At 69.0% G+C, this 24,579-nt stretch carries 35 protein-coding genes; 26 read left to right on the top strand and 9 right to left on the bottom strand.

The features are described 5' to 3' along the window. Nucleotides 1-349, top strand: a 349-nt coding sequence (locus PSR1_RS24310; RefSeq protein ID WP_237757765.1) for a hypothetical protein, incomplete at its 5' end; no start/stop codon positions are given. A gap of 31 nt (nt 350-380) precedes the next feature. Here the strand turns inward: PSR1_RS24310 and arsD (PSR1_RS23255) are convergent. Further along, entirely contained in the window at nt 381-1,058 is a 678-nt protein-coding gene (arsD, locus tag PSR1_RS23255) for an arsenite efflux transporter metallochaperone ArsD (RefSeq protein WP_082100074.1), read from the bottom strand. A gap of 5 nt (nt 1,059-1,063) precedes the next feature. Further along, nucleotides 1,064-1,240, bottom strand: coding sequence for a hypothetical protein (locus tag PSR1_RS24000; RefSeq protein WP_160308982.1), 177 nt, complete (start codon nt 1,238-1,240; stop codon nt 1,064-1,066). Nucleotides 1,241-1,760: 520 nt separating this feature from the next. Here PSR1_RS24000 and PSR1_RS00515 point away from each other — a divergent pair. From PSR1_RS00515 to PSR1_RS00570, 12 genes are all read left to right on the top strand, one after another. After that, entirely contained in the window at nt 1,761-3,074 is a 1,314-nt protein-coding gene (locus tag PSR1_RS00515; protein ID WP_059435696.1) for a cyclopropane-fatty-acyl-phospholipid synthase family protein, read from the top strand. 24 nt (nt 3,075-3,098) lie between these two features. Beyond that, nucleotides 3,099-3,836 (top strand): GNAT family N-acetyltransferase, encoded by a 738-nt coding sequence (locus PSR1_RS00520; RefSeq protein ID WP_059435697.1) that lies wholly within the window; start codon nt 3,099-3,101, stop codon nt 3,834-3,836. Nucleotides 3,837-4,031: 195 nt separating this feature from the next. Then, entirely contained in the window at nt 4,032-4,391 is a 360-nt protein-coding gene (locus tag PSR1_RS00525; RefSeq protein ID WP_059435698.1) for a metalloregulator ArsR/SmtB family transcription factor, read from the top strand. A gap of 20 nt (nt 4,392-4,411) precedes the next feature. Beyond that, complete coding sequence (arsD, locus tag PSR1_RS00530) at nt 4,412-4,789, top strand: arsenite efflux transporter metallochaperone ArsD (RefSeq protein WP_059435699.1); 378 nt, start codon at nt 4,412-4,414, stop codon at nt 4,787-4,789. 36 nt (nt 4,790-4,825) lie between these two features. After that, on the top strand, nt 4,826-5,041 hold the full coding sequence (locus PSR1_RS24925) for a zinc ribbon domain-containing protein (RefSeq protein ID WP_059435700.1): 216 nt from the start codon (nt 4,826-4,828) through the stop codon (nt 5,039-5,041). Further along, a complete protein-coding gene (locus PSR1_RS00540) occupies nt 5,032-5,352 on the top strand; it encodes a hypothetical protein (protein WP_152643249.1) in 321 nt (106 codons plus the stop codon). The genes PSR1_RS24925 and PSR1_RS00540 overlap by 10 nt, the downstream gene beginning before the upstream one ends. 16 nt (nt 5,353-5,368) lie before the next feature. Beyond that, entirely contained in the window at nt 5,369-5,779 is a 411-nt protein-coding gene (locus PSR1_RS00545; protein ID WP_059435702.1) for a YlbF family regulator, read from the top strand. Between the two features lie 45 nt (nt 5,780-5,824). Next, nucleotides 5,825-6,169, top strand: coding sequence for a YlbF family regulator (locus PSR1_RS00550; protein ID WP_160308983.1), 345 nt, complete (start codon nt 5,825-5,827; stop codon nt 6,167-6,169). An 8-nt stretch (nt 6,170-6,177) separates the two neighbouring features. Next, the gene (locus tag PSR1_RS00555; RefSeq protein ID WP_059435704.1) at nt 6,178-6,786 is read left to right on the top strand and encodes a flavoprotein; all 609 of its coding nucleotides are present in this window, start codon (nt 6,178-6,180) and stop codon (nt 6,784-6,786) included. 104 nt (nt 6,787-6,890) lie between these two features. Further along, entirely contained in the window at nt 6,891-7,280 is a 390-nt protein-coding gene (locus tag PSR1_RS00560) for an iron-sulfur cluster assembly protein (RefSeq protein WP_082100065.1), read from the top strand. A 9-nt stretch (nt 7,281-7,289) separates the two neighbouring features. After that, a complete protein-coding gene (locus PSR1_RS00565; protein WP_059435705.1) occupies nt 7,290-7,982 on the top strand; it encodes a metal ABC transporter ATP-binding protein in 693 nt (230 codons plus the stop codon). Beyond that, the gene (locus PSR1_RS00570; protein ID WP_059435706.1) at nt 7,975-8,742 is read left to right on the top strand and encodes a metal ABC transporter permease; all 768 of its coding nucleotides are present in this window, start codon (nt 7,975-7,977) and stop codon (nt 8,740-8,742) included. Before PSR1_RS00565 ends, PSR1_RS00570 begins: the two co-directional genes overlap by 8 nt. A 99-nt stretch (nt 8,743-8,841) precedes the next feature. Here PSR1_RS00570 and PSR1_RS00575 read toward each other — a convergent pair whose 3' ends face one another. Both PSR1_RS00575 and arsD (PSR1_RS23260) read right to left on the bottom strand, forming a co-directional pair. Continuing rightward, on the bottom strand, nt 8,842-9,573 hold the full coding sequence (locus PSR1_RS00575) for a sulfite exporter TauE/SafE family protein (RefSeq protein ID WP_059435707.1): 732 nt from the start codon (nt 9,571-9,573) through the stop codon (nt 8,842-8,844). 170 nt (nt 9,574-9,743) lie between these two features. Next, nucleotides 9,744-10,292: an arsenite efflux transporter metallochaperone ArsD gene (arsD, locus tag PSR1_RS23260; protein WP_082100066.1), complete on the bottom strand. Its 549-nt coding sequence runs from the start codon at nt 10,290-10,292 to the stop codon at nt 9,744-9,746. A 290-nt stretch (nt 10,293-10,582) separates the two neighbouring features. Between arsD (PSR1_RS23260) and arsA (PSR1_RS00585) the strand changes: the two genes are divergently transcribed. Both arsA (PSR1_RS00585) and PSR1_RS00590 read left to right on the top strand, forming a co-directional pair. After that, a complete protein-coding gene (gene arsA / locus PSR1_RS00585; RefSeq protein ID WP_152643250.1) occupies nt 10,583-12,376 on the top strand; it encodes an arsenical pump-driving ATPase in 1,794 nt (597 codons plus the stop codon). Between the two features lie 115 nt (nt 12,377-12,491). Beyond that, nucleotides 12,492-13,355, top strand: coding sequence for a universal stress protein (locus PSR1_RS00590; RefSeq protein ID WP_059435708.1), 864 nt, complete (start codon nt 12,492-12,494; stop codon nt 13,353-13,355). Here PSR1_RS00590 and PSR1_RS23645 read toward each other — a convergent pair. Beyond that, nucleotides 13,352-13,606: a hypothetical protein gene (locus PSR1_RS23645; RefSeq protein WP_059435709.1), complete on the bottom strand. Its 255-nt coding sequence runs from the start codon at nt 13,604-13,606 to the stop codon at nt 13,352-13,354. The genes PSR1_RS00590 and PSR1_RS23645 overlap by 4 nt on opposite strands. A gap of 18 nt (nt 13,607-13,624) precedes the next feature. On the opposite strand from PSR1_RS23645, the gene PSR1_RS24315 reads away from it, so the two are divergent. From PSR1_RS24315 to PSR1_RS00645, 11 genes are all read left to right on the top strand, one after another. Further along, nucleotides 13,625-13,828, top strand: a complete 204-nt coding sequence (locus PSR1_RS24315; protein WP_237757769.1) for an ArsR family transcriptional regulator — start codon at nt 13,625-13,627, stop codon at nt 13,826-13,828. Between the two features lie 26 nt (nt 13,829-13,854). Next, nucleotides 13,855-14,991, top strand: a complete 1,137-nt coding sequence (gene arsB, locus PSR1_RS00605; protein WP_059435711.1) for an ACR3 family arsenite efflux transporter — start codon at nt 13,855-13,857, stop codon at nt 14,989-14,991. Beyond that, nucleotides 14,988-15,458: an arsenate reductase ArsC gene (locus PSR1_RS00610; protein ID WP_059435712.1), complete on the top strand. Its 471-nt coding sequence runs from the start codon at nt 14,988-14,990 to the stop codon at nt 15,456-15,458. Before arsB ends, PSR1_RS00610 begins: the two co-directional genes overlap by 4 nt. After that, entirely contained in the window at nt 15,459-16,079 is a 621-nt protein-coding gene (gene arsD / locus PSR1_RS24005; RefSeq protein WP_082100067.1) for an arsenite efflux transporter metallochaperone ArsD, read from the top strand. Nucleotides 16,080-16,138: 59 nt separating this feature from the next. Continuing rightward, nucleotides 16,139-16,396 (top strand): thioredoxin family protein, encoded by a 258-nt coding sequence (locus PSR1_RS00620; RefSeq protein WP_082100068.1) that lies wholly within the window; start codon nt 16,139-16,141, stop codon nt 16,394-16,396. After that, a complete protein-coding gene (locus tag PSR1_RS23655) occupies nt 16,393-16,830 on the top strand; it encodes a co-chaperone YbbN (RefSeq protein WP_152643251.1) in 438 nt (145 codons plus the stop codon). The genes PSR1_RS00620 and PSR1_RS23655 overlap by 4 nt, the downstream gene beginning before the upstream one ends. Further along, nucleotides 16,831-17,526 (top strand): cytochrome c biogenesis CcdA family protein, encoded by a 696-nt coding sequence (locus tag PSR1_RS00630; RefSeq protein WP_059435715.1) that lies wholly within the window; start codon nt 16,831-16,833, stop codon nt 17,524-17,526. An 88-nt stretch (nt 17,527-17,614) separates the two neighbouring features. Beyond that, nucleotides 17,615-17,803 (top strand): hypothetical protein, encoded by a 189-nt coding sequence (locus PSR1_RS23660; protein ID WP_152643252.1) that lies wholly within the window; start codon nt 17,615-17,617, stop codon nt 17,801-17,803. A 7-nt stretch (nt 17,804-17,810) separates the two neighbouring features. Continuing rightward, nucleotides 17,811-19,550, top strand: a complete 1,740-nt coding sequence (gene arsA / locus PSR1_RS00635) for an arsenical pump-driving ATPase (protein ID WP_059435716.1) — start codon at nt 17,811-17,813, stop codon at nt 19,548-19,550. Between the two features lie 21 nt (nt 19,551-19,571). Next, a complete protein-coding gene (locus tag PSR1_RS00640) occupies nt 19,572-20,183 on the top strand; it encodes an RNA polymerase sigma factor (RefSeq protein WP_059435717.1) in 612 nt (203 codons plus the stop codon). Between the two features lie 314 nt (nt 20,184-20,497). Next, nucleotides 20,498-20,770, top strand: a complete 273-nt coding sequence (locus tag PSR1_RS00645) for a hypothetical protein (protein ID WP_152643253.1) — start codon at nt 20,498-20,500, stop codon at nt 20,768-20,770. Between the two features lie 287 nt (nt 20,771-21,057). Here the strand turns inward: PSR1_RS00645 and PSR1_RS00650 are convergent, their stop codons facing one another. From PSR1_RS00650 to PSR1_RS00660, 4 genes are all read right to left on the bottom strand, one after another. Beyond that, a complete protein-coding gene (locus tag PSR1_RS00650; RefSeq protein WP_059435719.1) occupies nt 21,058-21,435 on the bottom strand; it encodes a PH domain-containing protein in 378 nt (125 codons plus the stop codon). Nucleotides 21,436-21,457: 22 nt separating this feature from the next. Beyond that, nucleotides 21,458-22,060 carry a hypothetical protein gene (locus PSR1_RS00655; protein ID WP_160308984.1) on the bottom strand — a complete coding sequence of 201 codons (603 nt, stop codon included), beginning with the start codon at nt 22,058-22,060 and terminating at the stop codon, nt 21,458-21,460. A 134-nt stretch (nt 22,061-22,194) separates the two neighbouring features. Further along, nucleotides 22,195-22,593 (bottom strand): hypothetical protein, encoded by a 399-nt coding sequence (locus tag PSR1_RS23665; protein WP_152643255.1) that lies wholly within the window; start codon nt 22,591-22,593, stop codon nt 22,195-22,197. Nucleotides 22,594-22,607: 14 nt separating this feature from the next. Continuing rightward, nucleotides 22,608-24,554 carry a hypothetical protein gene (locus PSR1_RS00660; RefSeq protein ID WP_059435721.1) on the bottom strand — a complete coding sequence of 649 codons (1,947 nt, stop codon included), beginning with the start codon at nt 24,552-24,554 and terminating at the stop codon, nt 22,608-22,610. Nucleotides 24,555-24,579 lie beyond the last annotated feature (25 nt).

Consider the following 24,579-nt stretch of genomic DNA (forward strand, 5'->3'; position numbering starts at 1 on the left):
CGTGATCGTCTACCGGCTCGAAATCCCGCTCCTGTCGGAGGCCTGCTCGGCCTCGGCGGGGGCAACGTCATCGTCCCCGCGCTCGTGTGGCTCGGGCTGGACCCAAGGCGTGCGTCCGCGACGACGTCTTCGCGGTGGTCTTCTCGTGGCTCGCCGGCTTCCTCGTCAACGCCTCGGCTCGCGGGCGTCGGTAACGGCTTGGTCGGGCGACGGCGGTCGCTGCGCGGCCGGCGCGCTGCTCCGCTCCCATCCGATGACCGAGCGGCTCAAGCCGCAGCAGGTGAAGACGGTGCTCTGTCTTGTGCTGCCCGCGATGGCGGCGAAGGTCGGGTCGGGGCTCGTGCTCTGACGCGAGCGCCCGCCCGTCGCCCATCGCGGTCCTACCCGCAGCAGCCCGACCGTGGCGAGCACGAGCTCGCGGCCACGAGCGCCTTCACGAGGTCGCGCTTCGTCGGCGAGCCGGTGAACCGCGCGATGATTCCCCCGGGCGGCGCGAGGAAGAGCACGACCGACCCGCCGGGTGGTGGCGGCGCCCCGAGCTCGCGCAGGAGCGCGCGGCCATCGGCGTCCTCCGGGCCGAACTCCACGACCGCGCTGGGCGGGAGGTCCGCGCTCCCCTGGAACTCCAGCGCCCCCCGGACGGCGAGCGCGGTATCCCCGGCGCTCCCGGCGACGGCGATGAACAGCAGCTTCCCGTCCGAGAGCGCAGCGCGGCACTCCTCGAGCTTGCCCGCCGTCACCGGCGCTCCTGCCCCGTCCTCGAGCGGAACCCCCGCCAGCCGGCCGAGCTGCGCGCGCGTCGGGTAGCTGCCGGTGTGCACGACGCGGCCATCCACCGCGAGGGCCGGGAGCGCGCCATCCGACACGATCTGCATCACGGCGGCGTTCCGCGCGAACGCGTCAGGCCGCTGCGACAGCGTGAACCGGTCGACGGCGACGCCACGGCGCCTCAGCCAGTCGAGATCCGCCGCGAACCGGGCGAGCTTCGGATCCACGCTGGGGCCGCACACACCCGTCGAGCAGCACATCGGCGGGTCGAAGACCTCGAGTCTGGCCATGTCGTTCATCCGTCCTTTCGGTCGTCCTCGGCGGTGGTCCGCGGTTTCCACTCGCGCGTGGCCTGATCCTGCTCCACAAGTTCATCCGCGTCTTCCGGGACCGCCTCGACCCGCAGGGAGCAACAACCGCCGCGCGCGCTCTCGCCCCCGAGGGGCTTCGACCAGACGCTCTCGTCTGCCATCGCGACCTCCCTTGTCACGTCACGTTGAAGATGACACCGGCCAGCACGCCGAACGGGACCCCTGCTCGGCCCGACGGTCATCGGGGCGGTGGAGCAGGAGCAGAACGGAGTCACTGCTCCGAGCATCGCGCCCAGGAAGTTGCCCTGCAGCCCCCTCCTCGAGAGCCATCGCCGCAGCCTTTCATCCGAGACGTACTCGAGGATCAGCCCGACGAGCGTACTGATGCTTCACCACGAGCTCGGCGAGGTTGACGACGAACAACTGCAGGGAAATCCACAGAGTTCATGTGCCGTTCAATATTATCGGTTGCCTACGATTCACACGACTGCGCGCCGGGGTCAAGCGACCGGGCGCCGCACCACCCCGGCGCTCAGCTAATCGCAGCGGGACTGCTATGCCGCCGACTCGGACGGACGTTTTGCACGAACGCCGTTGACGGTCGGCGCGCGACGACATATCGTCGTTGAGCGGTGAGCCCGTCCCGAGCCGTGGCCGGGACCACCCGCGAGGTGATGGATCGTGCAACCCACTCTGGCGCAGGCCGCCTCGGCGCTGTTCAACGATCCTTCGCGGCACTTCACGGTGCGACTTTGGGACGGTGCGGTGCTACCGCCTCCTCACGACGAGGACATCTGCGGTGAGGTCGTGCTGACGAGGCCCGCCGCGCTCGGTCTCCTGTTTCCTCCCATTTCCGAGCGCCGCGTGGCCGACGCATTTCTCGACGGCGACATCGAGCTGCGCGGCGATGCGATCCGGCTCATCGAGGCGGCCGCGCGGTGGAGGGGACCCAAGGTCCGACCCGCGGCGCTGAGGGCGGTGGCCGCGCTCGCGCGGGGGCTGCTGGCGAGCGCACGACCCGAGGCGTTCGTCGCGGCGGCGTGGCGGCGCCTACACTCGATCGGCCGCGATCGCGACGCCGTCCAGCATCACTACGACGTGTCGGACGAGCTGTATCGCCTCTTCCTCGATCCGGAGATGGTCTACTCGTGCGCCTACTTCGATTCCGGCGACGAGTCGCTCGAAGAGGCGCAACGCGCGAAGCTCGAGCTCGTCTGCCGCAAGCTCCGCCTCCGCGGCGGCGAGCGGCTTCTCGACGTGGGCTGCGGCTGGGGCGCGCTGCTGGCACATGCGGCCGCGACCCACGGCGTGGAAGGGATCGGGATCACGGTCAGCGACCATCAGCTCGCAGAGGCCCGGCGCAGGTTCGGCGCGGCGGGGGGAAGCCGGCTCACCGCGCTCGCGACGGACTATCGCCGGCTTCCGCCCGGCGAGAGGTTCGACAAGGTCGCCAGCATCGGGATGATGGAGCACGTGGGCCGCGACCGTCTCGGCGAGTACTTCGGCGCGATCGCGCGGCACCTCGCGCCGGGCGGCCTGCTCCTCAATCACGCGATCGCGGACACCTGCGCTGGCTCCAGCACGATCCCGTGGGCGGGCAAGGCCCAGGGCGGCTTCATCGGTCGATACATCTTCCCCGACGGCGATCTGGTACCGCTGCACCTCGTCCTCGCCGCAGCGGAGAAGGCTGGGTTCGAGGTCCTCGACGTCGAGTCACTGCAGCAGCACTATGCCGAGACGCTCGCAGAGTGGCTCGCCCGGCTCGAGGCACGGTTCGCTGAGGCGCAGCGGATCGTCGGCACCCGGCGCGCGCGCGCCTACCGCCTCTACCTCGCCTCCTCGGCCGCCGCGTTCCGGCTCGGCCGCATCAGCGTCTACCAGACGCTGCTCGCGCGACGGGCGAGGGATCGGGCCGTGGAGGGGAGACCGCGGTCGCGAGCAGAGTGGTATCGCGGCCTGGGCTCCTCCAAGCCCGCCCAGGTTCGTCGAGCCTAGCAGACAGGGAAGGAGGCAAGTCCGGTGAGCGTCGGCGGGCTTACGGGGCTGGCGGACGAGTTCGGCGGCCATTGCACGGCTGAGGAACGGACCGTTCGTTCGCGTGTTGATCGGCCGGCGGTCGCCGTGACGTCACCGGCGCCGCTTGCGCCGTTCCGGCTGGAAACGCCTCGGCTGGTGCTTCGCGACTTCACGGACGAGGACGCACTGGCCCTTCAGCCGTGGGGGAGCGATCCCGAGGTCATCAGGTACGAGACGTGGGGCCCCTACGACGACGAGCAGGTGACCGAGTACGTCCGACGCGCGGCTGCGGCGCGCCTCGAACGTCCCCGCACGACGTTCGAGGTGGGGCTCGTGCTCAAGGGATCGACGCTGCTGATCGGTGCAGGGCGCATCCGCGTCCGGCGGGATGACCGTGCCGAGCATCTGGAGGGCGACATCGGTTGCGCACTGCGGCGCGATGCCTGGGGTCGCGGCTATGCGACCGAGGCGGCTTGCGCGCTGCTCGACTTCACGTTGCACCTCGGGGTGCGACGCATCTCGGCGACGTGCCAGGTCGAGAACGTCCGATCGCTGCGCGTTCTCCAGAAGCTCGGCATGAGGTGCGAGGGGCGTTTCCGTCACGAAGCGCGCGAGCGAGATGCCCTGCGGGATTCGTACCTGTATGTTCTGCGCGAGCGGGACATCGAGCACCCCATCGGTCCCCATGGCCCCGCGCTCTGCCCTTCGTGCAGCGGGTGGCGGGTCGCTGCCGCGCACTGAGCGCTGCTCTGCCCTGGCCGCACTCCTGCGGCGGGCTGCCGCATCCGTTCTGGACGAGCCCCTTGACGTGCGGGGTCGGAAGATATATGTAGGTTTGTGCATATAGCCGCATCACTCGAGGCCCCTGTCACCCGGGTTGGAGTCGAGATGAATCCCGCACCCTCACTTCGTGAGCGCCCATCTGACCTCGCTCGGATGGCGAAGGTGCTCAGGGTCACGGGAGACGAACGGCGGCTGCGCATCGTCGGCGCCTTGATGAGGACGCAGGAGCTCTGCGTCTGCGAGCTGGTCGATGCCTTGCGGTTGCCGCAGTACGAGGTGTCACGGCACCTCGCGCAGCTGAAGCGAATCGGGCTCGTGGTCGATCAGCGCGATGGACTGTGGGTCCACTACTCCATCCCTGCATCGGTTCGGCGCGATCCATTGCTCGGCAGCTTCCTCACCCTCCTCGATCAGGGCGCGAGCGGCCCTCTCGGCAAAGGCGATCTCGCACGGCTCGAGAAACGGCTCGCGCTGCGCGACGGGGAAAGGTGCGTGGTCGGGTTTCGGGCGTAGAGGTCTCGCGGAGGTGCGACATGCAGTCCTCGACATCCAGCGGCGACTCGGTCGTCGCATCGACAGGTGAGGCGGTGAAGGTCGAGATCTTCGATCCACCGATGTGCTGCCCGACGGGCCTGTGCGGGCCCGCGGTCGATCCCACCCTGCTCGAGGTCCACGCGACCGTGCTCAAGCTCAAGAACGAGTATGCAGGGCGGGCCTCGCTCGAGCGCTACGTCCTCGGGCAACAGGCCGCGAAGTTCATGCAGCAACCCGAGGTGTTCCGCCGACTCAAGGCCGAAGGCGTCGCGGTCCTGCCTCTCACGACGGTCAACGGCCGGATCGTGAAGGAGAGGAGCTATCCGTCGTACGCCGAGCTGAGGCGCTGGCTCGACGGCGATGGGAGCTCGAGCTGAGGACGATGACCGTGCCGAAGGCACGAAGGAGGCTCTGTGATCTACGAGTTCCAATGCAAGGACTGCGGCGCGGCGTTCGAGGTCCAGGCCACGGTCGCGGAGAAGCAGCGCGGGCTGCGGGTGATGTGCCCCTCCTGTGGGAGCCCCCGCGCCGATCAGGTGTTGAGCTCGTTCGCCGTGACCAAGCGGTCCGGCCGCGTCGGGGGCCCGCCGCGGGGCTGTGGGCCAGGCGCCGGAGGGGGGTGCTGCTGATGAACGCCAAGCGTGTCACGGTGCGCGTGTTCGTCGCGCCAGACACGTCGTGCGGCCACGGAGCGACATGGAGCGCCGCGAGCGCCCTCGTCCTCGAGCGCCTCCAGCGCCGCTTCGGAGCCGCCGTCGCCGCCGAGCACGTCGAGATGTTCAGCCCTCGCAGCTTCGAGTTCCCGGAGACGATGGCCGCCATCGAAGCCGGGGCCCGGCTCCCCCTCGTCACCGTCGACGGCCAAATCGTCAGCGAGGGCGGCAAGCTGTCCGAGCGGATCATCCGCCAGGCGGTCGAAGCGCAGCTCGTCAACGTGTAGTGACCGGGAGACACGCATGAAGACCTCCGAGAAGCGCGGCGGCCGCGAGGGCGACGACACCGCGTCCGCGACGATGGACGCTGCGCGATCGCTGGGCCGGACGATCGGCGAGACCTCCGCGTTCAAGCGCTTCGAGATCGCGTTCGAGAGCTTCTGCGCCGACGCCGACGCGCAGCGCAGGCTGACGGATCACCGCACCCGCCAGCTCGAGGTGCAGCAGGCGGCGACGTGGGGCGGAGCCGATCCGTCCGAAGAGCGGAGGCTGGAGGAGGAGTGGGCGGCCCTCCTCGCGCTGCCCGTGGTGCACGACTACGTGCACGCCGAGGAGCATCTGACCTCCCTGCTCCGCGAGGCGGCCGAGCGGATCTCCCGGGGAGTGGGGATGGACTTTGGCGCGGCCTGCGCGCCGGCCGGCGGGTGTTGCTGAGAGAGGACCGTCATGACCCTATCTGACCACGCCGACCGTGAGAGGGTGCTGAGCTCCACCGACCGCCTCGTCGAAGCGCTGAAATCGACTCCGGCGGTCCAGCGCTTCGCGGAGGCGTCTCACCGTTTCGAGACGGACCCGGACGTGCGATCGATCGTGGACGCGCTCCAGCGTTTCCAGCGCGTCCAGCAGTCCGGCGGGATGAGCGAGCGCGAGCTCGAGGCCGCGCGGGACGCCCAGGCGCGCTTTCGCAACAACGGCGTCGTGCAGTCTTTCATCGCCGCCCAGGGCGCCGTCCAGTCGCTTCTCCAGGAGGCGAACAGGGTGGTCAGCGAGACCCTCGGCCTCGATTTCGCCCAGACCGGGGGCCCCGCCGGCGGGGGCTGCTGAGGCGCGCCATGCTCGCGGGCAAACGGGTCCTCCTCGGCGTCACGGGCAGCATCGCGGCCTACCAGGCGGCCGATCTCGTCGGCCTCCTGAAGAACCAGCTCGCGAGCGTCCGCGTGATCATGACGAGGTCCGCCACCCGGTTCATCGCGCCGCTCACGTTCGAGGTGATCTCCGAGCACCCCGTGACGGTCGACATGTTCGATGGGGCGGGCAGCGTCGTCGAGCACATCGCCCTGGCGAGGGCGGCCGACGTGATGGTGATCGCACCCGCGACGGCGAACATCATCGGCAAGCTCGCGAACGGCATCGCCGACGACATGCTCTCGACGACCGCCCTCGCCGTCACGACTCCGCTGCTGATCGCGCCGGCGATGAACGAGCGGATGTGGCTGAACCCGATCGTCCAGGCCGGAGTCGCGCGGCTGAAGCAGTTCGGCGCGCGCTTCGTCGACCCCGAGTACGGCGCGATGGCGTGCGGCGGAGAGGGATGGGGAAGGCTCGCGCGGCTCGAGACGATCGTGAGCCGCGCATCCGCGCTGGTCGGGGATGCCGTGCGGACCACCGGCCCCGCCGATCCCGAACGGACGGCGGCGCTCATCCCCGGAGCGCCGGTCTGATGGCCAACGCCATGCAGCTGAAGGAGCTGACGGCGAGCCGCGCCTGGCACGCGCTCCGCCAGGCGCTGCGGGGTGGCTCCCCGCCGATTTCGACGGAGTAGGCCATGGACTTCGGCAGCACGCGTAGCCTCGCCGTTCGTGACGTCGAGAGGGCCAGCGCGGACCCACCGTTCGACGAGCGGCGGATATGGGAGGCCCTCGGGACGGTGTACGATCCAGAGATTCCCGTCAGCATCGTCGAGCTCGGACTCGTCTACGACGTCGCGACCGAGCCCACCGAAGGAGGGCACGCGGTGCGCGTGAAGATGACGCTCACCGCTCCCGCATGCCCCATCGGGCCGGTCCTGGTGGACGACGTGAGAAGGGCGGTGCTCTGTCTCGCGAGCGTGAAGGAGGTCGACGTCGAGGTCGTGCTCGAGCCGCCGTGGGACCCGTCGCGGATGAGCGAAGTGGCGAGGTTGCAACTCGGGTTCACGGCGGCAGACGTACCCTGACGGCGCGACATGGACCACGCGCTCGAGGTCGCGGACCTCACGATCACGTTCGGGGCCGCGCCGGTGATCCAGGCGCTCAGCTTCAGCGTGGCGCGAGGAAGCACGCTCGCCATCATCGGACCGAACGGTTCCGGGAAGACCCTTCTCTTCCGCGCGCTCATCGGCGCCGTCCGCCATGGCGGTACGGTGCGCTGGGCGGCCGGCACGCGCATCGGGTACGTGCCGCAGAAGCTCGACGTTCAGCGTGACCTGCCCGTGACCGGCAAGGACCTCCTCGTCGCCAAGGCAGCGGTCGCGCGGAGCAGTGACGTCGAGACGGATCGCGCGCTCGAGCTGGTCGACCTTCCAGCCGCTACCGCTCGGCGTCCCATCGGAACCTTGTCCGGCGGTCAGTTCCAGCGGCTCCTGCTCGCCGCCGCGCTCATCGGAAGGCCGAGCGTTCTCCTCTTCGATGAGCCCACCGCAGGCATCGACGAGCCGGGGCAGGAGCAGCTCTACGAGATGATCCACCGGGTGCAGCGAGCCCACGCGCTCACGCTGCTGCTCATCTCTCACGAGCTCAGCGTCGTGTACCGTCACGCGACGAACGTGCTCTGTCTGTCACGGGGACGTCGCTGCTTCGGGCCGCCGACGGAGGTCCTCACCCCGGCCGCCATCCAGGAGTGCTACGGCGCACCCCTCAGGTATCACCGCCATGACTGATCAGCTCATGGCGGTCCTGCTCTCCGCCGCGATGGCGATCGCCGCGGGGCTCGTCGGCTGCTTCGTCGTGATCCGGCGGATGTCGCTTGCCTCCGATGCGCTCTCCCATGTGGCGCTCCCGGGGATCGGTGTCGCCCTGGCGTTCGACCTGCACCCGATGGTGGGCGCCGGAGCGGCGCTCGTCCTTGGCGCGCTTCTGGTCTGGGGGATGGAACGGCGGACCGGCATCTCGACGGAGACGATCATCGGCGTCGTCTTTTCGCTGGCGCTCGCCGTCGGCACCCTCCTCGCGACCGGCGAGGAGCTCGTCGATGCACTGCTGGGCTCGCCCGGGAAGCTGGGCGGGTGGGAGGTGGGGGCCGGGATCCTCGGTGCGGCGGCCGTCGCGGCCTTCGTCCTCGTCGCGCGCCACCGCCTCGTCCTCTCCCTCGTTTCGGCGGACGTGGCACGCACCGCAGGAGTCGGGGTGGCTCGCGTGGAGCTGCTCTTCCTGCTGGGATTCGCGCTCACCGTGGCGTTCGGGCTGCGCTACCTCGGCGTTCTCCTCATGGGTTCTCTCGTGATCATCCCGGCGGCCACGGCGAAGCACCTGGCACGCAGCCTCGGGGAGATGCTGACCATCTCGGTGACGGTCGCCGTGCTCTCCACGCTGGCGGGCGAGATCATCGCGGATCGCCTGGGGTACCCGTCCGGTCCGGTGATCATCATCGTCGCCGGGGGTCTGTTCCTCCTGAGCCTGCCGCTGCGTCGCATCCGGTGACGTGCTTCGGTTTCGCCGCACTACACCTCATTGGTTGATCCACGGTTCGTCGCCAAGCCCGCCGCGACTGCGGATCTCCCGCCACGCCGGCAGAGTGCCTCACCCGCCGCTCACCACCGACCACAGCTTGTAGAGCGTCACCGCGACGATGAGGACGGCGAACATCCGCTTCAGCGCCGCGCCCGCGAGGTAGCGGCTCGTCAGGCGCGCGCCGACGAAGGCCCCGATGGCGCCCGCCACGAGCAAGGGGACGGCGAGCGCCGCATCCCATCGAGCCGTGTGGATGTGCGGAAGGAGCGCCGAGAACGAGGGCGGCGCCACCGCGACCGCGTTCACGGCGGCCGCCTGCTTCGGTGCCGTCCCCGTGAGGATGAGCGTCGGGAGCAGCAAGAAGCCGGGGCCGACGCCCAGGAACCCGCTGAGAACCGAGATGGGAACGGCGAGCGCGAGCGCGAGCCGCGGCCTCGGCGAGGGCGCAGGCCCCTCGGGCGAGGGTCGGAACAGGCGAAAGGCGAGCCACGCCACCGAGACGAAGTAGAGTACCCACACGGCGCGCGGATCGACGCGCTGGGCGACGATCGCTCCGAGCGGAGCCGTCACGGTCGTTACCACGGCGAGCGGAAGCGCCGCTCGCCAGTCGACGAGCTTGCTCCTGGCGAAGCCGATCGCGGACGCCGCCGCCGTCAGGCCGTTCAGCGCGAGCGACAGCGGCTGGACCTGGTGGACGACGTCCGGCAGGAAGATCCCCAGGAACGGCACGGCGGCGAAGGCAACTCCCAGGCCGAGCATGCCCGAGAGCACCGAGAGGACGAAAAGCCCGGCGACGAGCATCTCCGCACCCTCCGCACCGTCGCTCTGTCTGCGCCGAGCGGCGCGTGCCTAACCGCAGCAACCCGATCCCGGCGAGCACGATGTCGACGCGACCAGCGCCCCCACGACGGCGTGCTTCGTCGGCTCGCCGGTGAATCGGCCAAGGATCCTGGCGAGGGGCGCGAGGAAGATCACGACCGACCCCCCGCCGGCGCCTGTGTCCCGACGTCCTCCAGGATCGCGCGTGCGCCCGCGTCTCCCTCACCAAACTCGACGATGACGCTCGGGGGAAGGGCCGCGCTCGCCTGGAACTCGCGCGCACCCCGGACGGCGGTCGAGGTCTCGCCTCCGCTCCCGGGGATGGCGACGAGGAGCAGCTTCCCTTCCGAGAGCGCGGCGCGGCACTCCTCGAGCTTGCTCGTCTTTCCCGACACCGCGTTCTCGAGCGGAACGGCCGCCCAGCGAGCGAGCTGCGCCCGCGTCGGATAGCTGCCGGTGTGCACGACTCGGCCGTTCACGGCCGCGGCCGGGAGCGTGCCATCGGACAGGATCTTCATGACCGCCGCGTTCTGCGCGAACGCGTCGGGTCGCTGCGAGAGCGTGAACCGCTCGACCTTGACGCGCTGGCGCCTCAGCCAGTCGAGATCGGCCGCGAAACGGGCGAGGTTCGGCTCGACGCTCGGGCCGCAGACCCCCGTCGAGCAGCACATCGGTGGATCGAAGACCTCCATCGCCACCATGGTCCGAGTTCCTTTCGTCTCGCGCTCCAGAGCTCGCCGCGAGCCTCGGCCTGTAAGGCGTATCGTTGGATTTCGATTATACGGTCCGCCGCGCGGCGTCAAGCGTCTCCCTGCCCGCCAGCGCGAGACGCCGCCGCGTCCGTTCGCCGCGCCTCGGCAGGGCTGGGCGGGGGCGAAGCCGCTTGACGCGCTCGCCGCTTCGCTTTATCGTCATTCATCGATACGCAATCCGCTGCCGGCCAACAACGGCATCGCGCGCACCACCCGAACCTGCCGTCGAGGAGAACATCGTGAAGAGACTGACCTCTACCCCCACGCGCTACTTCTTCTTCACCGGGAAGGGAGGCGTCGGGAAGACCTCCACCGCGTGCGCCGTCTCGATCGCGCTCGCGGACCGCGGGGCGCGCGTGCTGCTCGTGAGCACCGACCCCGCGTCGAACCTCGACGAGGTCCTGCAGGTCCAGCTCGGCTCGGACCCGCGGCCGGTGCCCGGCGTGGAGCGGCTGCTGGCCGCGAACATCGACCCGGAGGCCGCCGCCGCCGCGTACCGCGAGAAGATGGTCGGTCCGTACCGCGCGCTGCTGCCCGCGGCCGCGGTCACGAGCATGGAGGAGCAGCTCTCCGGATCCTGCACCATGGAGATCGCCGCGTTCGACGAGTTCTCGCGGCTGCTCGGCGATCCCGCGGCGACCGCGGGCTTCGACCACGTGGTGTTCGACACGGCCCCCACGGGCCACACGCTCCGGCTGCTCTCGCTGCCGAAAGCGTGGAGCGGGTTCCTCGAGGACAACACGTCGGGGACGTCGTGCCTCGGCCCGCTCGCCGGCCTCCAGGCGCAGCGCGAGCTGTACGAGCGTACGCTCCGCACCCTCTCGGATCCCGAGCGGACGACCCTCGTCCTGGTGAGCCGGCCGGAGGTCACCGCCCTTCGGGAGGCGGAGCGCACGAGCGGGGAGCTGCGCGCGCTCGCGGTCACGAACCAGCACCTCGTCTTGAACGGGCTCTTCCGCGCCGCGTCGCCCGCGGACGCGACCGCGGTCGCCTTCGAGCGCCGGGCGACCCGCGCCCTCGAGTCCTTCCCCGCCGCGCTCGTGGATCTTCCACGCAGCGAGGTGTCCCTGAGCGCCGAGCCGCTCATCGGCGCCGCTGCCCTCAGGCGCCTCGCCGACGGTCGCCCCGCCCCTCGGACCACGGCCGCTGCGTCGCGCGCTCACGAGCTGCCGCCGCCTCTCGCCACGCTCGTCCGCGATCTCGCCGGCGCCAGGCGCGGGGTCGTGATGACGATGGGCAAGGGTGGAGTCGGGAAGACGACGATCGCCGCCGCGATCGCCGTGGAGCTCGCGCACCGCGGTCACCACGTCCACCTGACGACGACCGATCCCGCGGCCCACGTCTCGTGGACGCTCGGATCGCCGCCCCCCAACCTGAAGGTGAGCCGCATCGATCCGGTGGCGGAGACGCGCGCCTACACCGAGGAGGTCATGCGGACCGCGGGCGCGAACCTCGACGCGCAGGGGAAAGCCCTCCTCGAGGAGGACCTCCGGTCCCCCTGCACCGAGGAGATCGCCGTCTTTCGCGCCTTCGCGAGCGCGGTCGCGGAGGGGGAAAACGGCTTCGTCGTGCTCGACACCGCGCCGACAGGGCACACCATCCTGCTCCTCGACGCCGCCGAGGCGTACCACCGCGAGGTCCTGCGCCAGGCCACCGCGATGCCCGAGTCCGTGAAGAAGCTCCTCCCCCGCCTCCGCGATCCGGGGTTCACCCGCGTGCTGATCGTGACGCTCGCAGAGGCGACCCCCGTCCACGAGGCAGCGGCGCTCCAGGCCGACCTGCGCCGGGCCGAGATCGCGCCATTCGCCTGGGTCGTGAACCAGTCGCTCGCCCCGGTCGAGACGGCGGATCCCGTGCTCGGTGCGCGCCGCGAGAGCGAGCTCGCCTTCATCGAGGAGATCCGCGACCGGCACGCGACGCGGACGGTCCTCGTGCCCTGGATGCCCGAGGCCCCCTCCGGCGTGGAAGGCCTCCGAACCCTGACCGCCAGCGCCGGGACCGTGGAAGCCCCTCGCTCGGGAGGCATCGCATGACGGACCCGGTGTTCCAGACGTTCTCGTTCCTCGTTCGCTACCTCGCGCTCTGAAATCGTGGCGATGGCCGCCGGCCTGGCCTGAGCACTCCTCGTTCTGAACCAAAGGAGCCCATATGTTCTCGACTGTCCTCATCCCGACCGATCTCTCGCCCGCCTCCGACAGTGTGGCCGAGTGCGCCGGCAGCCTCGTCCCCCTGGGCATGAAGTCCATCGTCCTGCTCCATGCGCTCGGCCTGCGGCACCTCGAGGACATGGCTCCCGCGCTCGAGGCCGACGCCCGGCCCAAGCTCGACGCGCAGGCGCGCTCGCTGCGGCGAACCGGCCTTCCCGTCGAGGTCGTCGTCGCACCAGGAGTCGCCCCCCAGGAGATCGACCGCGTTGCGCGGGAGCGCCACGCGTCGCTCGTGCTCCTCGGGTCGCAGGGGGCGAGCCTCGCGAGCGAGCTCCGCGTCGGCTCCGTGACGCTGGAGACGCTGCATCGCTCGAAGGTTCCGGTCCTCGTCGCACGAGTCACGTGCCAACCTTCCGATGAAGGTGCCACCACGTGCCGGGCGCTCGCGAGCCGCATCCTACATCCGACCGACTTTTCTGACGCCGCCGAGCGTGCATTCGCTTACGTACGTGCCCTCGTGAAGGGTGGGGCCAGGAGCGTCTCACTGATCCACGTTCAGGACAGACGACGGCCGCACGGACACTCCCAGGACAAGCTCGCGGACTTCGATCGGATCGACCGAGACAGGCTGGGGCGGCTCGCAGACGAGCTACGGACGACCGCCGACGTGAGCATGGACCTCGCGTACGGCTCTCCCATCCAGGAGATCCTCCGCTGCGCGGCGAAGATGCCTGATTCCCTCATCGTGATGGGGACGCAAGGACGCGGCTTCATCCCCGAGGTGCTCCTCGGCTCGGTCAGCCACGCCGTCGCGCGCCAAGCGAACGCGCCCGTTCTGCTCATCCCGGCGCACCGAGGCGCCTAGATATGGCCTGAGGCGCGGCCCCGTGAGTAGTGCCATCGGAAGCCGACGAACCGCTCAGCCGTGACGCAGCCGATCGACTTGACGAAGCGGCGCGCATCATCGTATTCACACGATATGAAAGCCCTTCCGATCCCCGACTCCTCTGACCCGCGCTGCGCGCCCGAGGAAGGGAAGCCGAGGTAGACCTGCGTCCCGTCGAAGGCCAAGGCGCCGACGCCGAGCTCGCCATCCTCGCGAAGGCCGTCGGCCACCCCGCCCGCGTCCAGATCCTGCGGCTCCTCGTCCGCCGCACGTCCTGCATTTGCAGCGACATCGTGGAGCAGCTGCCGCTCGCCCAGTCGACGGTGTCGCAGCACCTCAAGGTGTTGAAGGAGGCGGGCCTCATCCGTGGCGACGTCGACGGGCCGCGCGTCTGCTACTGCGTCGAGCCGAGGGCGCTCCGTCGGCTGAAGTCGCTCGTCGGCGGTCTCTAGCAACTCGCATTGAGGAGTACACAGAAATGACCAATCTTCTCGCTCCACCCGCCACGGGGATCACCCGGCGGCTTTCGTTCCTGGACCGTTACCTCACGCTCTGGATCTTCCTGGCGATGGGCGCCGGCGTGGCACTCGGATTCATCGTCCCCGGTGTCGTCCCTCTGCTCGACCGGATGAGCGTGGGCACGACGTCCATCCCCATCGCCGCCGGGCTCATCCTCATGATGTACCCGCCTCTCGCCAAGGTCCGGTACGAGGAGTTGGGGCAGGTCTTTCGCAACCGCAAGGTGCTCCTGCTCTCGCTCGTGCAGAACTGGATCGTCGGCCCGCTCCTCATGTTCGGGCTCGCGATCGTGTTCCTCAGGGACAAGCCCGAGTACATGGTCGGACTCATCCTGATCGGCCTCTCCCGCTGCATCGCGATGGTCATCGTGTGGAACGACCTCGCGAAGGGCGACACGGAGTACTGCGCCGGCCTCGTCGCGTTCAACTCGATCTTCCAGGTGCTCTTCTTCTCGCTCTACGCCTGGATCTTCATCACCGTGCTTCCCGGCTGGCTGGGGCTGGAGAGCACCGAGGTCCACATCACCATCGGCGAGATCGCGCAGAGCGTCTTCATCTACCTCGGCGTCCCGTTCATCGCGGGCATGCTGACGCGTTTCATGCTGCGCCGCGCGAAGGGCGACCACTGGTACCGGACGGTCTTCATCCCCCGGATCTCGCCCATCACGCTGGTCGCCCTCCTCTTCACGATCGTCGTGATGTTCTCCCTGAAGGGCGAGCAGATCGTGAAGCTGCCCTTCGACGTCGTGCGGATCGCCGTCCCGCTCCTCGTCTACTTCGTGGCGATGTTCCTCATCTCCTTCTTCATGAGCAGGAAGGTCGGGGCGAGCTATCCGCAGTCCGCGACGCTCTCGTTCACCTCGGCCTCGAACAACTTCGAGCTCGCCATCGCCGTCGCCGTCGCGACGTTCGGGATCCACCACGGCGCGGCGTTCGCCGCCGTCATCGGACCGCTCGTCGAGGTGCCGGTCCTCATCGGCCTCGTGAACGTCGCGCTGTGGCTCAGGCGGCGCTTCTTCCCGGCGGACTCGCTCGGCACCACCACCGTCCTCGCCGGCGCCCGGGAGACGACTGCAGGCGCGGAGGGCGCGCCGTGACCGCGGAGCCCTGGTTCCCCGAAGCGGAGGAGTTCCGGCGCCGCGCCCCCCGCCACCTCCTCTTCCTGTGCGTGGCGAACTCGGCCCGCAGCCAGATGGCGGAAGGGATCGCGCGGGCGCTCGCGCCCACGGGCGTCACCATCTCCTCCGCAGGGTCGAGGCCCTCGCGCGTGAACCCGCTCGCGATCCGGGCGCTCGACGAGATCGGGATCGACATCCGCGGCCAACGCTCGAAGAGCGTGGACGACATCCCGCCGGCGGGGGTGGAGGCGGTCGTCACGCTCTGCGCCGAGGAGGTGTGCCCGGTGTTCCTGGGGAAGGCCCACCGCGTCCACTGGGGCCTGTCGGATCCGGCCGGCGCCGGGGCTGACGAGGAAGCGCAGCTCCAGGCTTTTCGCGACGTCCGTGACGAGCTTCGCCGCCGCCTCGCCGTCGTCTTCGGCGGCTCAACCCGCAAAGGAGAGTAGATGTCCAAGCTCCAGGTGTTCGATCCCCCGATGTGCTGCTCGACCGGTGTCTGCGGCCCCCAGGTGGACCCCGCTCTCGTCCGCTTCGCCGCGGATCTCGACTGGCTGAAGACGAACGGCGTCGAGGTCGAGCGCTTCAACCTTTCCCAGCAGGCGGCCGCGTTCGTGGGCAATCCGGTCGTCGCGGCGGCCATCCGGGGACGGGACGACGCGCTCCCCCTCCTGCTCCTCGACGGCAAGATCATCGCGCAGGGAAGCTATCCGGAGCGCGAGGAGCTCGCCGGGCGTGCCGGGCTCGCAGCGCCGAAGAGCATCTACGGCGAGGCCGTCCAGGAGCTGGTTGCAATCGGCGCCGCCATCGCGTCGAACTGCGAGCCGTGCTTCCGCTTCCACTACGACAAGGCCCGCAAGCTCGGGGTCTCGAAGGAGGACATGGCCCGCGCCGTCGCCACCGCCCAGATGGTGAAGGACGCCCCGGCGCGCGCGGTGCTCGCGCTCGCCCAGAGGTATCTTGGGACGGAGCCGGACGCACAGCCGGTGCCGGCCGCCTGCTGCCCGCCGGTGGACGCTGCCGCGGTGACGCGCTTGAGCCCCGCGGGCGCTCCCAAGAAGTGCTGCTGAGTCAGGACGTCCCGCAGCGGCTAACAGGCAGTTCGCCATCACAACCCAGAAGGATATCCATGCCAACCATTCAGGTTTTTGGTACAGGGTGCGCACCCTGCAAGACCATGTTGCGCAACGTCGAGACCGCGGTCGCCGAGCTCCATCTCGACCTTCAGGTGGAGCAGGTGACGAGAGTTCAGAAGATGCTCGAGGCTGGCATCACGGGCACACCCACCTTGATGGTCAATGGCGAGATCAAGTCCGTCGGCCGGGTGCTCGACGTGGACGCAATCAAGGCGATCCTCGGCGCTTCCCGCGCGGAGACCAGCAAGTGAAGACATCCACCATCGTGGCCTCGCTCGCCATCGCCGCCGGGGTCGTCGCGCTTCCGCTGTATCTGAAGTCGAACGGGGCGCCGAGCACAGCGGCAGCGCAACCGCCGCAGTCGAGGACTCGTCTTTCGGAGACCGGAGCAGCGGTGCCCCGATTCGTCGACCTGGGCACAACGACCTGCGCACCATGCCGGGTAATGCTCGGCGTCATGCAGGATCTGGAGCGGGACTATCCCGACTCGTTGATCGTGCAGTTCATCAACGTGCAGGAAAGACCTGATGAAGCGGAACGGTATGGCATCCAAGTGATCCCGTCTCAGATCTTCTATGGCCCCGACGGACGAGAGCTGTATCGGCATACGGGCGTGTTTCGCGCTGACGCGGTGGTCGCAAAGTGGGCCGAGCTTGGATTTCCTCTCCAGCCGCGGGTGAGATAGGTGGACACCCTCATCTTCTGGGTAACGGACGCGCTGAGCCGCTCCTTGGTCGTCGCGCTTGGAGCTTCACTCGTGTGGGGCGTCTTCAGCGTGCTTCTGAGCCCGTGTCATCTGGGTACCATCCCGCTCGTCGTTGGGATGGTGGGCTCGACCAGCACGTCGCGCGGGCGCGGGCGCGGGACGTGGCTGGCGTTCTCGTTCGCAGGCGGCATGCTGGTCGCCATCGCCATCCTCGGCGGGATCGTCGCGACAGCGGGATTCGCGATGCAGGGGTTCCGTTCCATCACGAATTACGTCACCGCAGCGATCTTCGTCGTGGCGGGCCTGAATCTCGTGGGCCTCCTGCCACTGCCGCTGCCGTCGCTCGCAGTCAAGGGGACGCGCAAGGGGATGTCGGCCGCCGCGCTCATCGGGCTCGTGTTCGGCCTTGGCCTCAGCCCGTGCACGTTCGCGTTTCTGGCACCCATTCTCGGCCTGACTTTTGGCAATGCGATGACGAGCCCGCTCCGAGGGATTGCTTTGCTCGTGACGTTCGGCGTCGGTCACTGCGCAGTCATCGGGCTCGCTGGCTCGTCGACTGAGGTCGTACAGCGATACCTCGACTGGAATCAGCGGTCCAAATCACTCACCGTGCTGAAGACCGTCTGCGGCGGGTTGGTACTCGTTGCTGCGGGCGCCCTCATCTACACGGCATGACGAGGTCGTCCATGATGAGCGACAGGAAGAGCTTCGGGCAGGGATCCGCGACTTCGAAAAGGCACGGAAGCTCGTCTCGAAAGAGGACATGGCGAAGGCAGTCGCGATCGCCAAGGCTGTGAAGAAGTCTCCTTCGCGCGCAGTGCTCGAGATCGCAGAGCAGTACCTCGTCATCCGCGTCGAGAGCGCCCCGGCGCCTGCGCACTGCTGCCCGCCTGCCGACACCGCGCCAGTCGCTCTCGGAAAGACGGTCACATCGCCAAAGAAGCGCTACTAAGGGAGGATTGGATCTGGTCCGCGCAGCCACGCGCCATCTCTTCTTCACTGGCAAGGGTGGGGTCGGAAAGACCTCCGTCGCCTGCGCCACCGCAGTGCGCCTCGCCGATATGGGCCGGCACGTGCTGCTCGTCTCGACCGACCCTGCCTCCAACCTGGACGAGGTCCTCGGCGCTTCGCTTGGCAGCCGTCCCACATTGGTCCCGAGCGTGCCGGGTCTCTCGGCGCTGAACCTCGATCCCGAGGCGGCGGCTCACGCCTACCGGGAGCGCGTCGTTGGTCCGTACCGGCAAATCCTCCCCGCGGCGGCGGTTCGGAGCATGGAGGAGCAGCTCTCCGGTGCCTGCACCGTCGAGATCGCCGCGTTCGACGAGTTCGCCCGGCTGCTCGGTGATCCATCGGCGACGGCCGAGTTCGATCACGTCCTGTTCGACACCGCACCCACCGGCCACACGCTCAGGCTCCTGACCCTCCCCTCCGCCTGGACGGGCTTCGTGGAGCAGAGCGCCTTCGGGACGAGCTGCCTCGGACCGCTCGCCGGCCTCGAGAAGCAGCGGAGCCTTTACGAGGAAACCGTAAAGGCGCTCTCCGATCCGGCGCGCACAACCATGGTGCTCGTGACGCGACCCGAGACCTCAGCGTTCTCGGAGGCGGCGCGCACGAGCGCGGAGCTCGAGGCTCTCGGCGTCCGCAATCAGCGCCTCGTCGTCAACGCCGTCTTCGCGGCGCGAAGCGACGATCCGCTGGCGCTCGCCCTCGACCGGCGCGGGAAAGACGCGCTGAGCTCGATGCCGCAGTCGCTACAAGCGTTACCGCGCACGACCCTGCCGCTCCGGGCTACCCCACTCCTCGGGGTCGAAGCGCTCCGGCGAATCGACGCGCCGGTCACCGTCGGGGAAGCTCCCGGCGCTCCGACCACCGATGTGCGCGGTCTGGGCCCGCTGATCGACGCGCTCGCCGCTTCGCGGCGGGGCGTCATCCTCACCATGGGCAAGGGGGGCGTCGGAAAGACCACCGTCGCAGCCGCCATAGCGGTCGAGCTAGCCCGACGCGGCCTGCGGGTGCATCTCAGCACGACGGATCCCGCCGCACACGTCGCCGACGCCGTCGGCTCCGCCGTCGCCGGGCTCACGGTCAGCCGGATCGACCCGGCCGCCGAGACCCGCGCCTACACCGCGGAGGTGATGGGCTCCGTCGGACCGCAGCTCGACGAGAAGGGACGCGCTCTCCTGGAGGAGGACCTCCGGTCGCCTTGCACCGAGGAGGTGGCGGTGTTCCGGGCGTTCGCGCGGACCGTCGGCCAGGGCGAGGACGGCGTGGTCGTGCTCGACACCGCTCCGACCGGGCACACCATCCTACTGCTCGACGCCGCCGAGTCGTACCATCGCGAGGTCCTGCGCCAGGGCAGCCGCATGCCGGAATCGGTGAGGCAGCTGTTGCCGCGGCTCCGCGATCCGAAGTTCACCCGGATCCTGCTCGTGACCCTCCCCGAGGCGACTCCGGTCCACGAGGCCCAGGCGCTGCAGGAGGATCTCGCCCGGGCCGAGATCGCGCCGTTCGCCTGGGTCGTGAACCAGAGCCTCGCGCGCGTGGCCACCCGGGACCCCGTGTTGGCGGCTCGCCGCGCCACGGAGGGCCCCTATCTCGACGAGGTCCGCGCGCTCTCCAGGCGAATGGCGGTGGTCGACCTGGCCGCAGAGTCCCCGAGAGGAGCCGCTCGCCTGCTCGGCCTGGTGGCACCGGAATAGGAATGCCAACATCAGGGCGCCATGCTCTCTGAACCGCGTGGGCTCAGCATCGAAGCTCTTCCCGAAAGGTACGGCGAACGCATCCACCGCTACCTGGAGCGCCTGGTCGGCACGACGGACGCCGACGATCTCGCGCAGGACGTGTTCGAGAAGGCGCAGCGCGCCGTCGGCACCTTCCGGGGCGGCTCGCGCGTCCTGACGTGGCTCTATCGCATCGCAACGAACGCGGCCATCGACCGGTTGAGGACCGCCGAACGGAACCTCGAGGTCGCGCTACACGACGACGAAGCCGACCCGTTTGACGCGGCGCGCTCCGCGGAGGCGGCGCACGAGCGTTCTCTCGACGGCGAGTTGGACCGCACGCGCATGAGGGCGTGCATCCTGGACGTAGTCGAGCAGCTCCCCACCAGCCAGCGTGCTGCGATCCTGCTCGGGGAGCTTCGCGGTTTCAGCGACCGCGAGCTCGCCGACGCGCTCGGCGTGTCACTCGGAGCCGCAAAGATCCGGCTACATCGAGCGCGCAGGGCGCTGAAGGCCGCCCTGGAGGGCGCCTGCACCTTCGAGCGCGACGAGCAGAACGAGTTCGCCTGCGCCCCCAAGCCCGGGCTCGTCTCGCTCGCCCGCGGCAAGTAGACGACCCGTATCCTTTCCCGGGTCCCGTCCGTCCACGGAGGAGACGCACCCTTTCGCCTCGAGATGAATCGGGGCAGGAGGAAGTCCCATGCCGTGGTGTGGTTACTGGGGAACGACGGGCACTGCTTACTGGTGGGTCCTGCCGCTCATCGGCCTCGTCTTCATGGCCGTCATGTTCTTCGCCTGCTTCCGCGGCTTGGGATGCATGTGCGGGGGGCGCCGCGGGTTCGCGGGTGACCGACCTAGGGCGCGAGGTCGAGAGCCAGAGGAACACGGGCCGGGAAGGCCGCGCAACCCAAGCTGAGGAGAAGAGCATGGATCCGAAGAGAGACAACCCGCCGCGGGAACCGATGAACTGCTCGTCCATGATGCAACAGATGATGGAGAGGATGCGCATCACCAGCGAGTGCAGCCCGGCCGCGATGTGCCAGCGCATCATGGCCCCGTTCAGAACGACGTCGGAGGGCGAGGCGGAGACAACGCCCGCGCCCCCCACGTCGCCCGAGGAGCGATCCCGAGGCGAAGACGGCGACCTGCGCCACGGTTACTGCGGTCAGCAGCCTGAGCGCGCGCCGAAGGGCACGTAGCCGCCGTCTGCGTCCTCGGCTCGGCTCGCGCTCACAGACTGACGGCATCATGGGCTCTCGGACGGCGTGGGCCGGTGGCGTGGCGGCAGTGAAGAACGGGAATCAACTGATCTCGGCGTTAGCCGTCTAGCCAGCCCGAGCGACTTCAGCAGGCCCTGGGCGGCAGGCAGGTCCGCGGTCGTGCGGATGGACTCGCCGCACTCAGGGTCCACGCGAATCTCGCAAAATGCAGGCCGCCGGAGACGTGGTCATCTCGATAGCGTACTTCACCACCAGGATGACGAGTGTCAGTCGCCGTAGATCGCCTGCTCGGCGGCGCGGCGAAACGCGAGTGGCCGGGACATGTGCGCGAAGCCTTGTCGCCCACCACCCACGCCGACGACGAGGACCGAACCGTAGCCGAGGATGCGAGCAGCGACGTTCTGCTCGACGCGGATCGACTCGAACCGGCTCAGCGGCAGCTCGAACGTCCGACGGCTCAGCCAACCGTTCGCGATGACGATGCGCCGGCTCGTGACGACGGCCTCGCACGTCAGCCATCGCACAAGCGGGAGGACTAAGAGCGTCAGGAGCGACGATGGGCGGAGGAAGATCGTCCAGTGCAGGCGCGCACGGTGGAGGATGCGCTCCTCGGGGGCGGTCACGATGGAATCGATGTACCTCATGCGTCCTCCCGCGCCCCGTACTTCACCAGACGATACCCGCCCGCAGCGGGAGATTCACCGACCACGGAACTCGCGCGCCGGGCTCGACCTGAAGGCCGGCGCCGGCGGCGGCGATCCACCTGTTGCCAAACCGGTATTCGACGAGCAGCGCGGCGCCCCCATGGAACACCGTCTCGGAGACGTCGGACAGCGGGATCGTGAAAGCAACGCCGGTCGGCACATGCGCGATCCTACGGTACTGGTGTGACGTGAACCCGGCCTCCACCTCGAGCACTGGCGCGAGGTGGAGGCCGGTATCGAGGCGGTAAAGCGCGAGGGCGCCCAGCCCGACCGAACGGTGGTCCAGGTACACGTCCCCAGTGGAGACGCTGCCATCCGGCATGTTCAGACGAACGTCCGCGAGATGAACGTCGGAGGCTATGCTCCCTCGGATCCGCCCGCCGACGTGCCAGGTGTTCGTTAGGCCATAGTAGGCGCTCAGGTCGATCGCGCCAGTGTACGCGGTCGCCGAGCCGGACCCGCTCGCCGGCAGATCGTAGTGGCTCACGGCAGGCGCATATCCGACGACGGTGAACAGCTCCTTCAGGTCAGCCTGCGCTGGGCGTGCAACGAAGACACCGAGCACCAACAGGAGGACGCGGCTCCAGCGGCGAGCGCAACGGACCTCGCCGCGCTCGTCGCGAAGGACGCTAGCCCGTGCGAACGTCGCGGCGGCCGCGCGGACTCCGATTGCGGGGCGACTGGATGGCGTCCGGGTCGTCACGGATTGTGACCGATGGCGAAGCAGCAGATCTCGGCGTTCGCGCCGAAGTTCTGGTCGGGGACGGCGCCGAACGCCGCCCACGTGCAGGTCCAGCCGGGGAGCGCGTTCAGATCGCTCCAGTTCAGCGGCTCGCTTCGAGCGAGGTAGAGGCCGGACGGGAGCTCCGGCGCCTCGCATGCGCCTTGCCACGGGATGTCCGAGGTCGCATCGCAGGTGATCGACGTCGTGAGATTCGAGGCGTTCAGAATTGCGCCGCTGCTACGGCAATAGAGCTTCGTACGGTCCGCTGGAGGACCGGGAGGGCCCTGCGGACCCTCTGGACCGGTGCCGCCGCAGGCTGCCGCCGAGATCGCAAGAGCGAGCGCGACGCCACGATGCGCGTGATGACGATGCATCGGTGGACCTCCCATCAGTGAACGGCGAGTGGTTCGCGTGTGAGGGTGAGCGACAGCCGTGGAGCAGATTCCCCGAGGAGGTTCGTGCCGGTGTACGCCTGCGTCGTGGCCGAGAACGTGCCGTACAGGTTCTCCTGCGCGGCCGCGAGGTAGGCGCCCATTCGGAGGAGGACGTACGTGTCGTAGCCGGGGTAGAGGTAGCTCGATGGCTGGTAGTATCCCCACCAGAACTCATAGTCCCAGTTCTGGTAGTGGTTCACGGCCGTATTTTCCGGCGGTGAACTGACGACGGCGTTCCACTGCAGCGACTGCGACCGCTGCGCGAGCACCGGGCGGGCCAGATAGATCACGAGTGTGCCCGGCACGGCGCCAGCAGCCGGCGGTACGAGTACCCAGCGGCCCGAGGAGTCTTTGTCCGGGTCGCGTTCCTGGCCTTGGAGCTCCGGGGCGATCCGATAAGGCCAGACGGTCACGTCGCCCGTAGAGAACGCCGCTGTCTCAGGGGTCGTCGTGAAGAGGTTCACGCCGATCTGCGCGCTGCAGACGTACTTGCTCTTCGTGTCGCCCATCCGGTGAAGGATGTAGCCGCCGGAGGGGCTCCCACATGGATGAGGGCCATACTCTCCCTGCGACAGCGTCCCGGTCGTCGTTCCGTAAGGGACCCTCCAGTACATCGCGTTGTGGAACCCGAACCCGTCCATCATGAACGCCACCGACGTGTCGGGGCGGTTCAGGTAGATGTTTCCGTCCGCGTTGCGGCCTGTTGGCTCACCCGCGCTGAAGCGATTCCAGCTCTCAAAGACTTGCCAGGAGCCGCGCGCGTCCTGGGCGTAGTCAAACTGGATCGCGACGGGGTCCGGGGTTGGGTTCGTGATGAAGTACCGTAGTAGCCGCACGACATTGGATCCGAACTGCGATCCGAGGACCCACATGCTGGCGTACGTGTTGTCCACGAGGTGATACGCGTACGTGCTCTCGGCGCTCGCAGCCGCCGGGTACTGCGTATCCTCGGCGAGCGCGAGCGGCGGACCCACGGAGTGGAACGTGAAGTTGAACCCCGGAACGGTTGCGGTGTTCCCAGCGCCGTCCGTGACCGCCAACGTGATTGACAAGTCTGCCGGCCCAAGAACGCTGGCGAGCGCGGGGATCGTCTCCGTCGCGATCGGTAGGTCGAAGAGGGCGCGCTGGTCGTCGGGGGTCGCCGAGGGAAGGAGTTGCCCGGTGGCGTCCGGAAAGACCGGGCACGGCGGCGGGCAGCTCACGTGCGCGACGAACGTCGGGGTCTGGATGGGCGAGTCAGTGTTCCGGTTGTACGGAACCACGAACCGCAGCACCGGGATGTTGTTCGCGTTCGTAGTCTCGAGTTCGCTCGCGTTCATCTCGGGCCCGCCGCTGAGGCGCGACCAGGCCTTGTAGATGTCGCCGCCGGGGAGGGCTCCCGCCTTCGCTCCTACCACGTACGCCGGGGGCACCTTCGCGACGCCGTTCTGATCGACCTCGAGCTGAAGGTCCCGCTCGTCGCTGTAGGAGGCGAACGACGCGTCGTAGCTCACCGAGGGTGGCGTCGGGTCGTAAAGGACGTTCTGCACGAGCTGGTAGGGCGCGTCCATCCCCTGCCCGCTGTTCGGTGTCGGGGAAGCCATGTCCTCGGCCCAGACCGTCACCGTGTTCTTGCCGATGACAGGGAACTGCACCGTCGCCATCCATGTACCGTCACCCTGCTCCTTCGCCGCAAACCGCTGCGAGCCGGTCAGCGCGTAGACCGCCCTCACGCCCGTCGGGTTCCGCGCCGCGATGCTGAGGGGCAGCGTGGCGGACGCCGTATATGCGGCTGGAGCGGTGACAAATGACACCTCGGGCGGCGTGCTCCGAGCCGAATAGTCGGGGCGTCCACCGCCGCAGGCGGCGAGACCGGCGCCGACCGCAATCGCGAGCCAGGTGTCCGGGATTCCATAGCGCATGGCCCCTCCCGCGAGCCCTCGATCC

Source organism: Anaeromyxobacter sp. PSR-1, assembly GCF_000964525.1.
Classification (GTDB): Bacteria; Myxococcota; Myxococcia; order Myxococcales; family Anaeromyxobacteraceae; genus Anaeromyxobacter.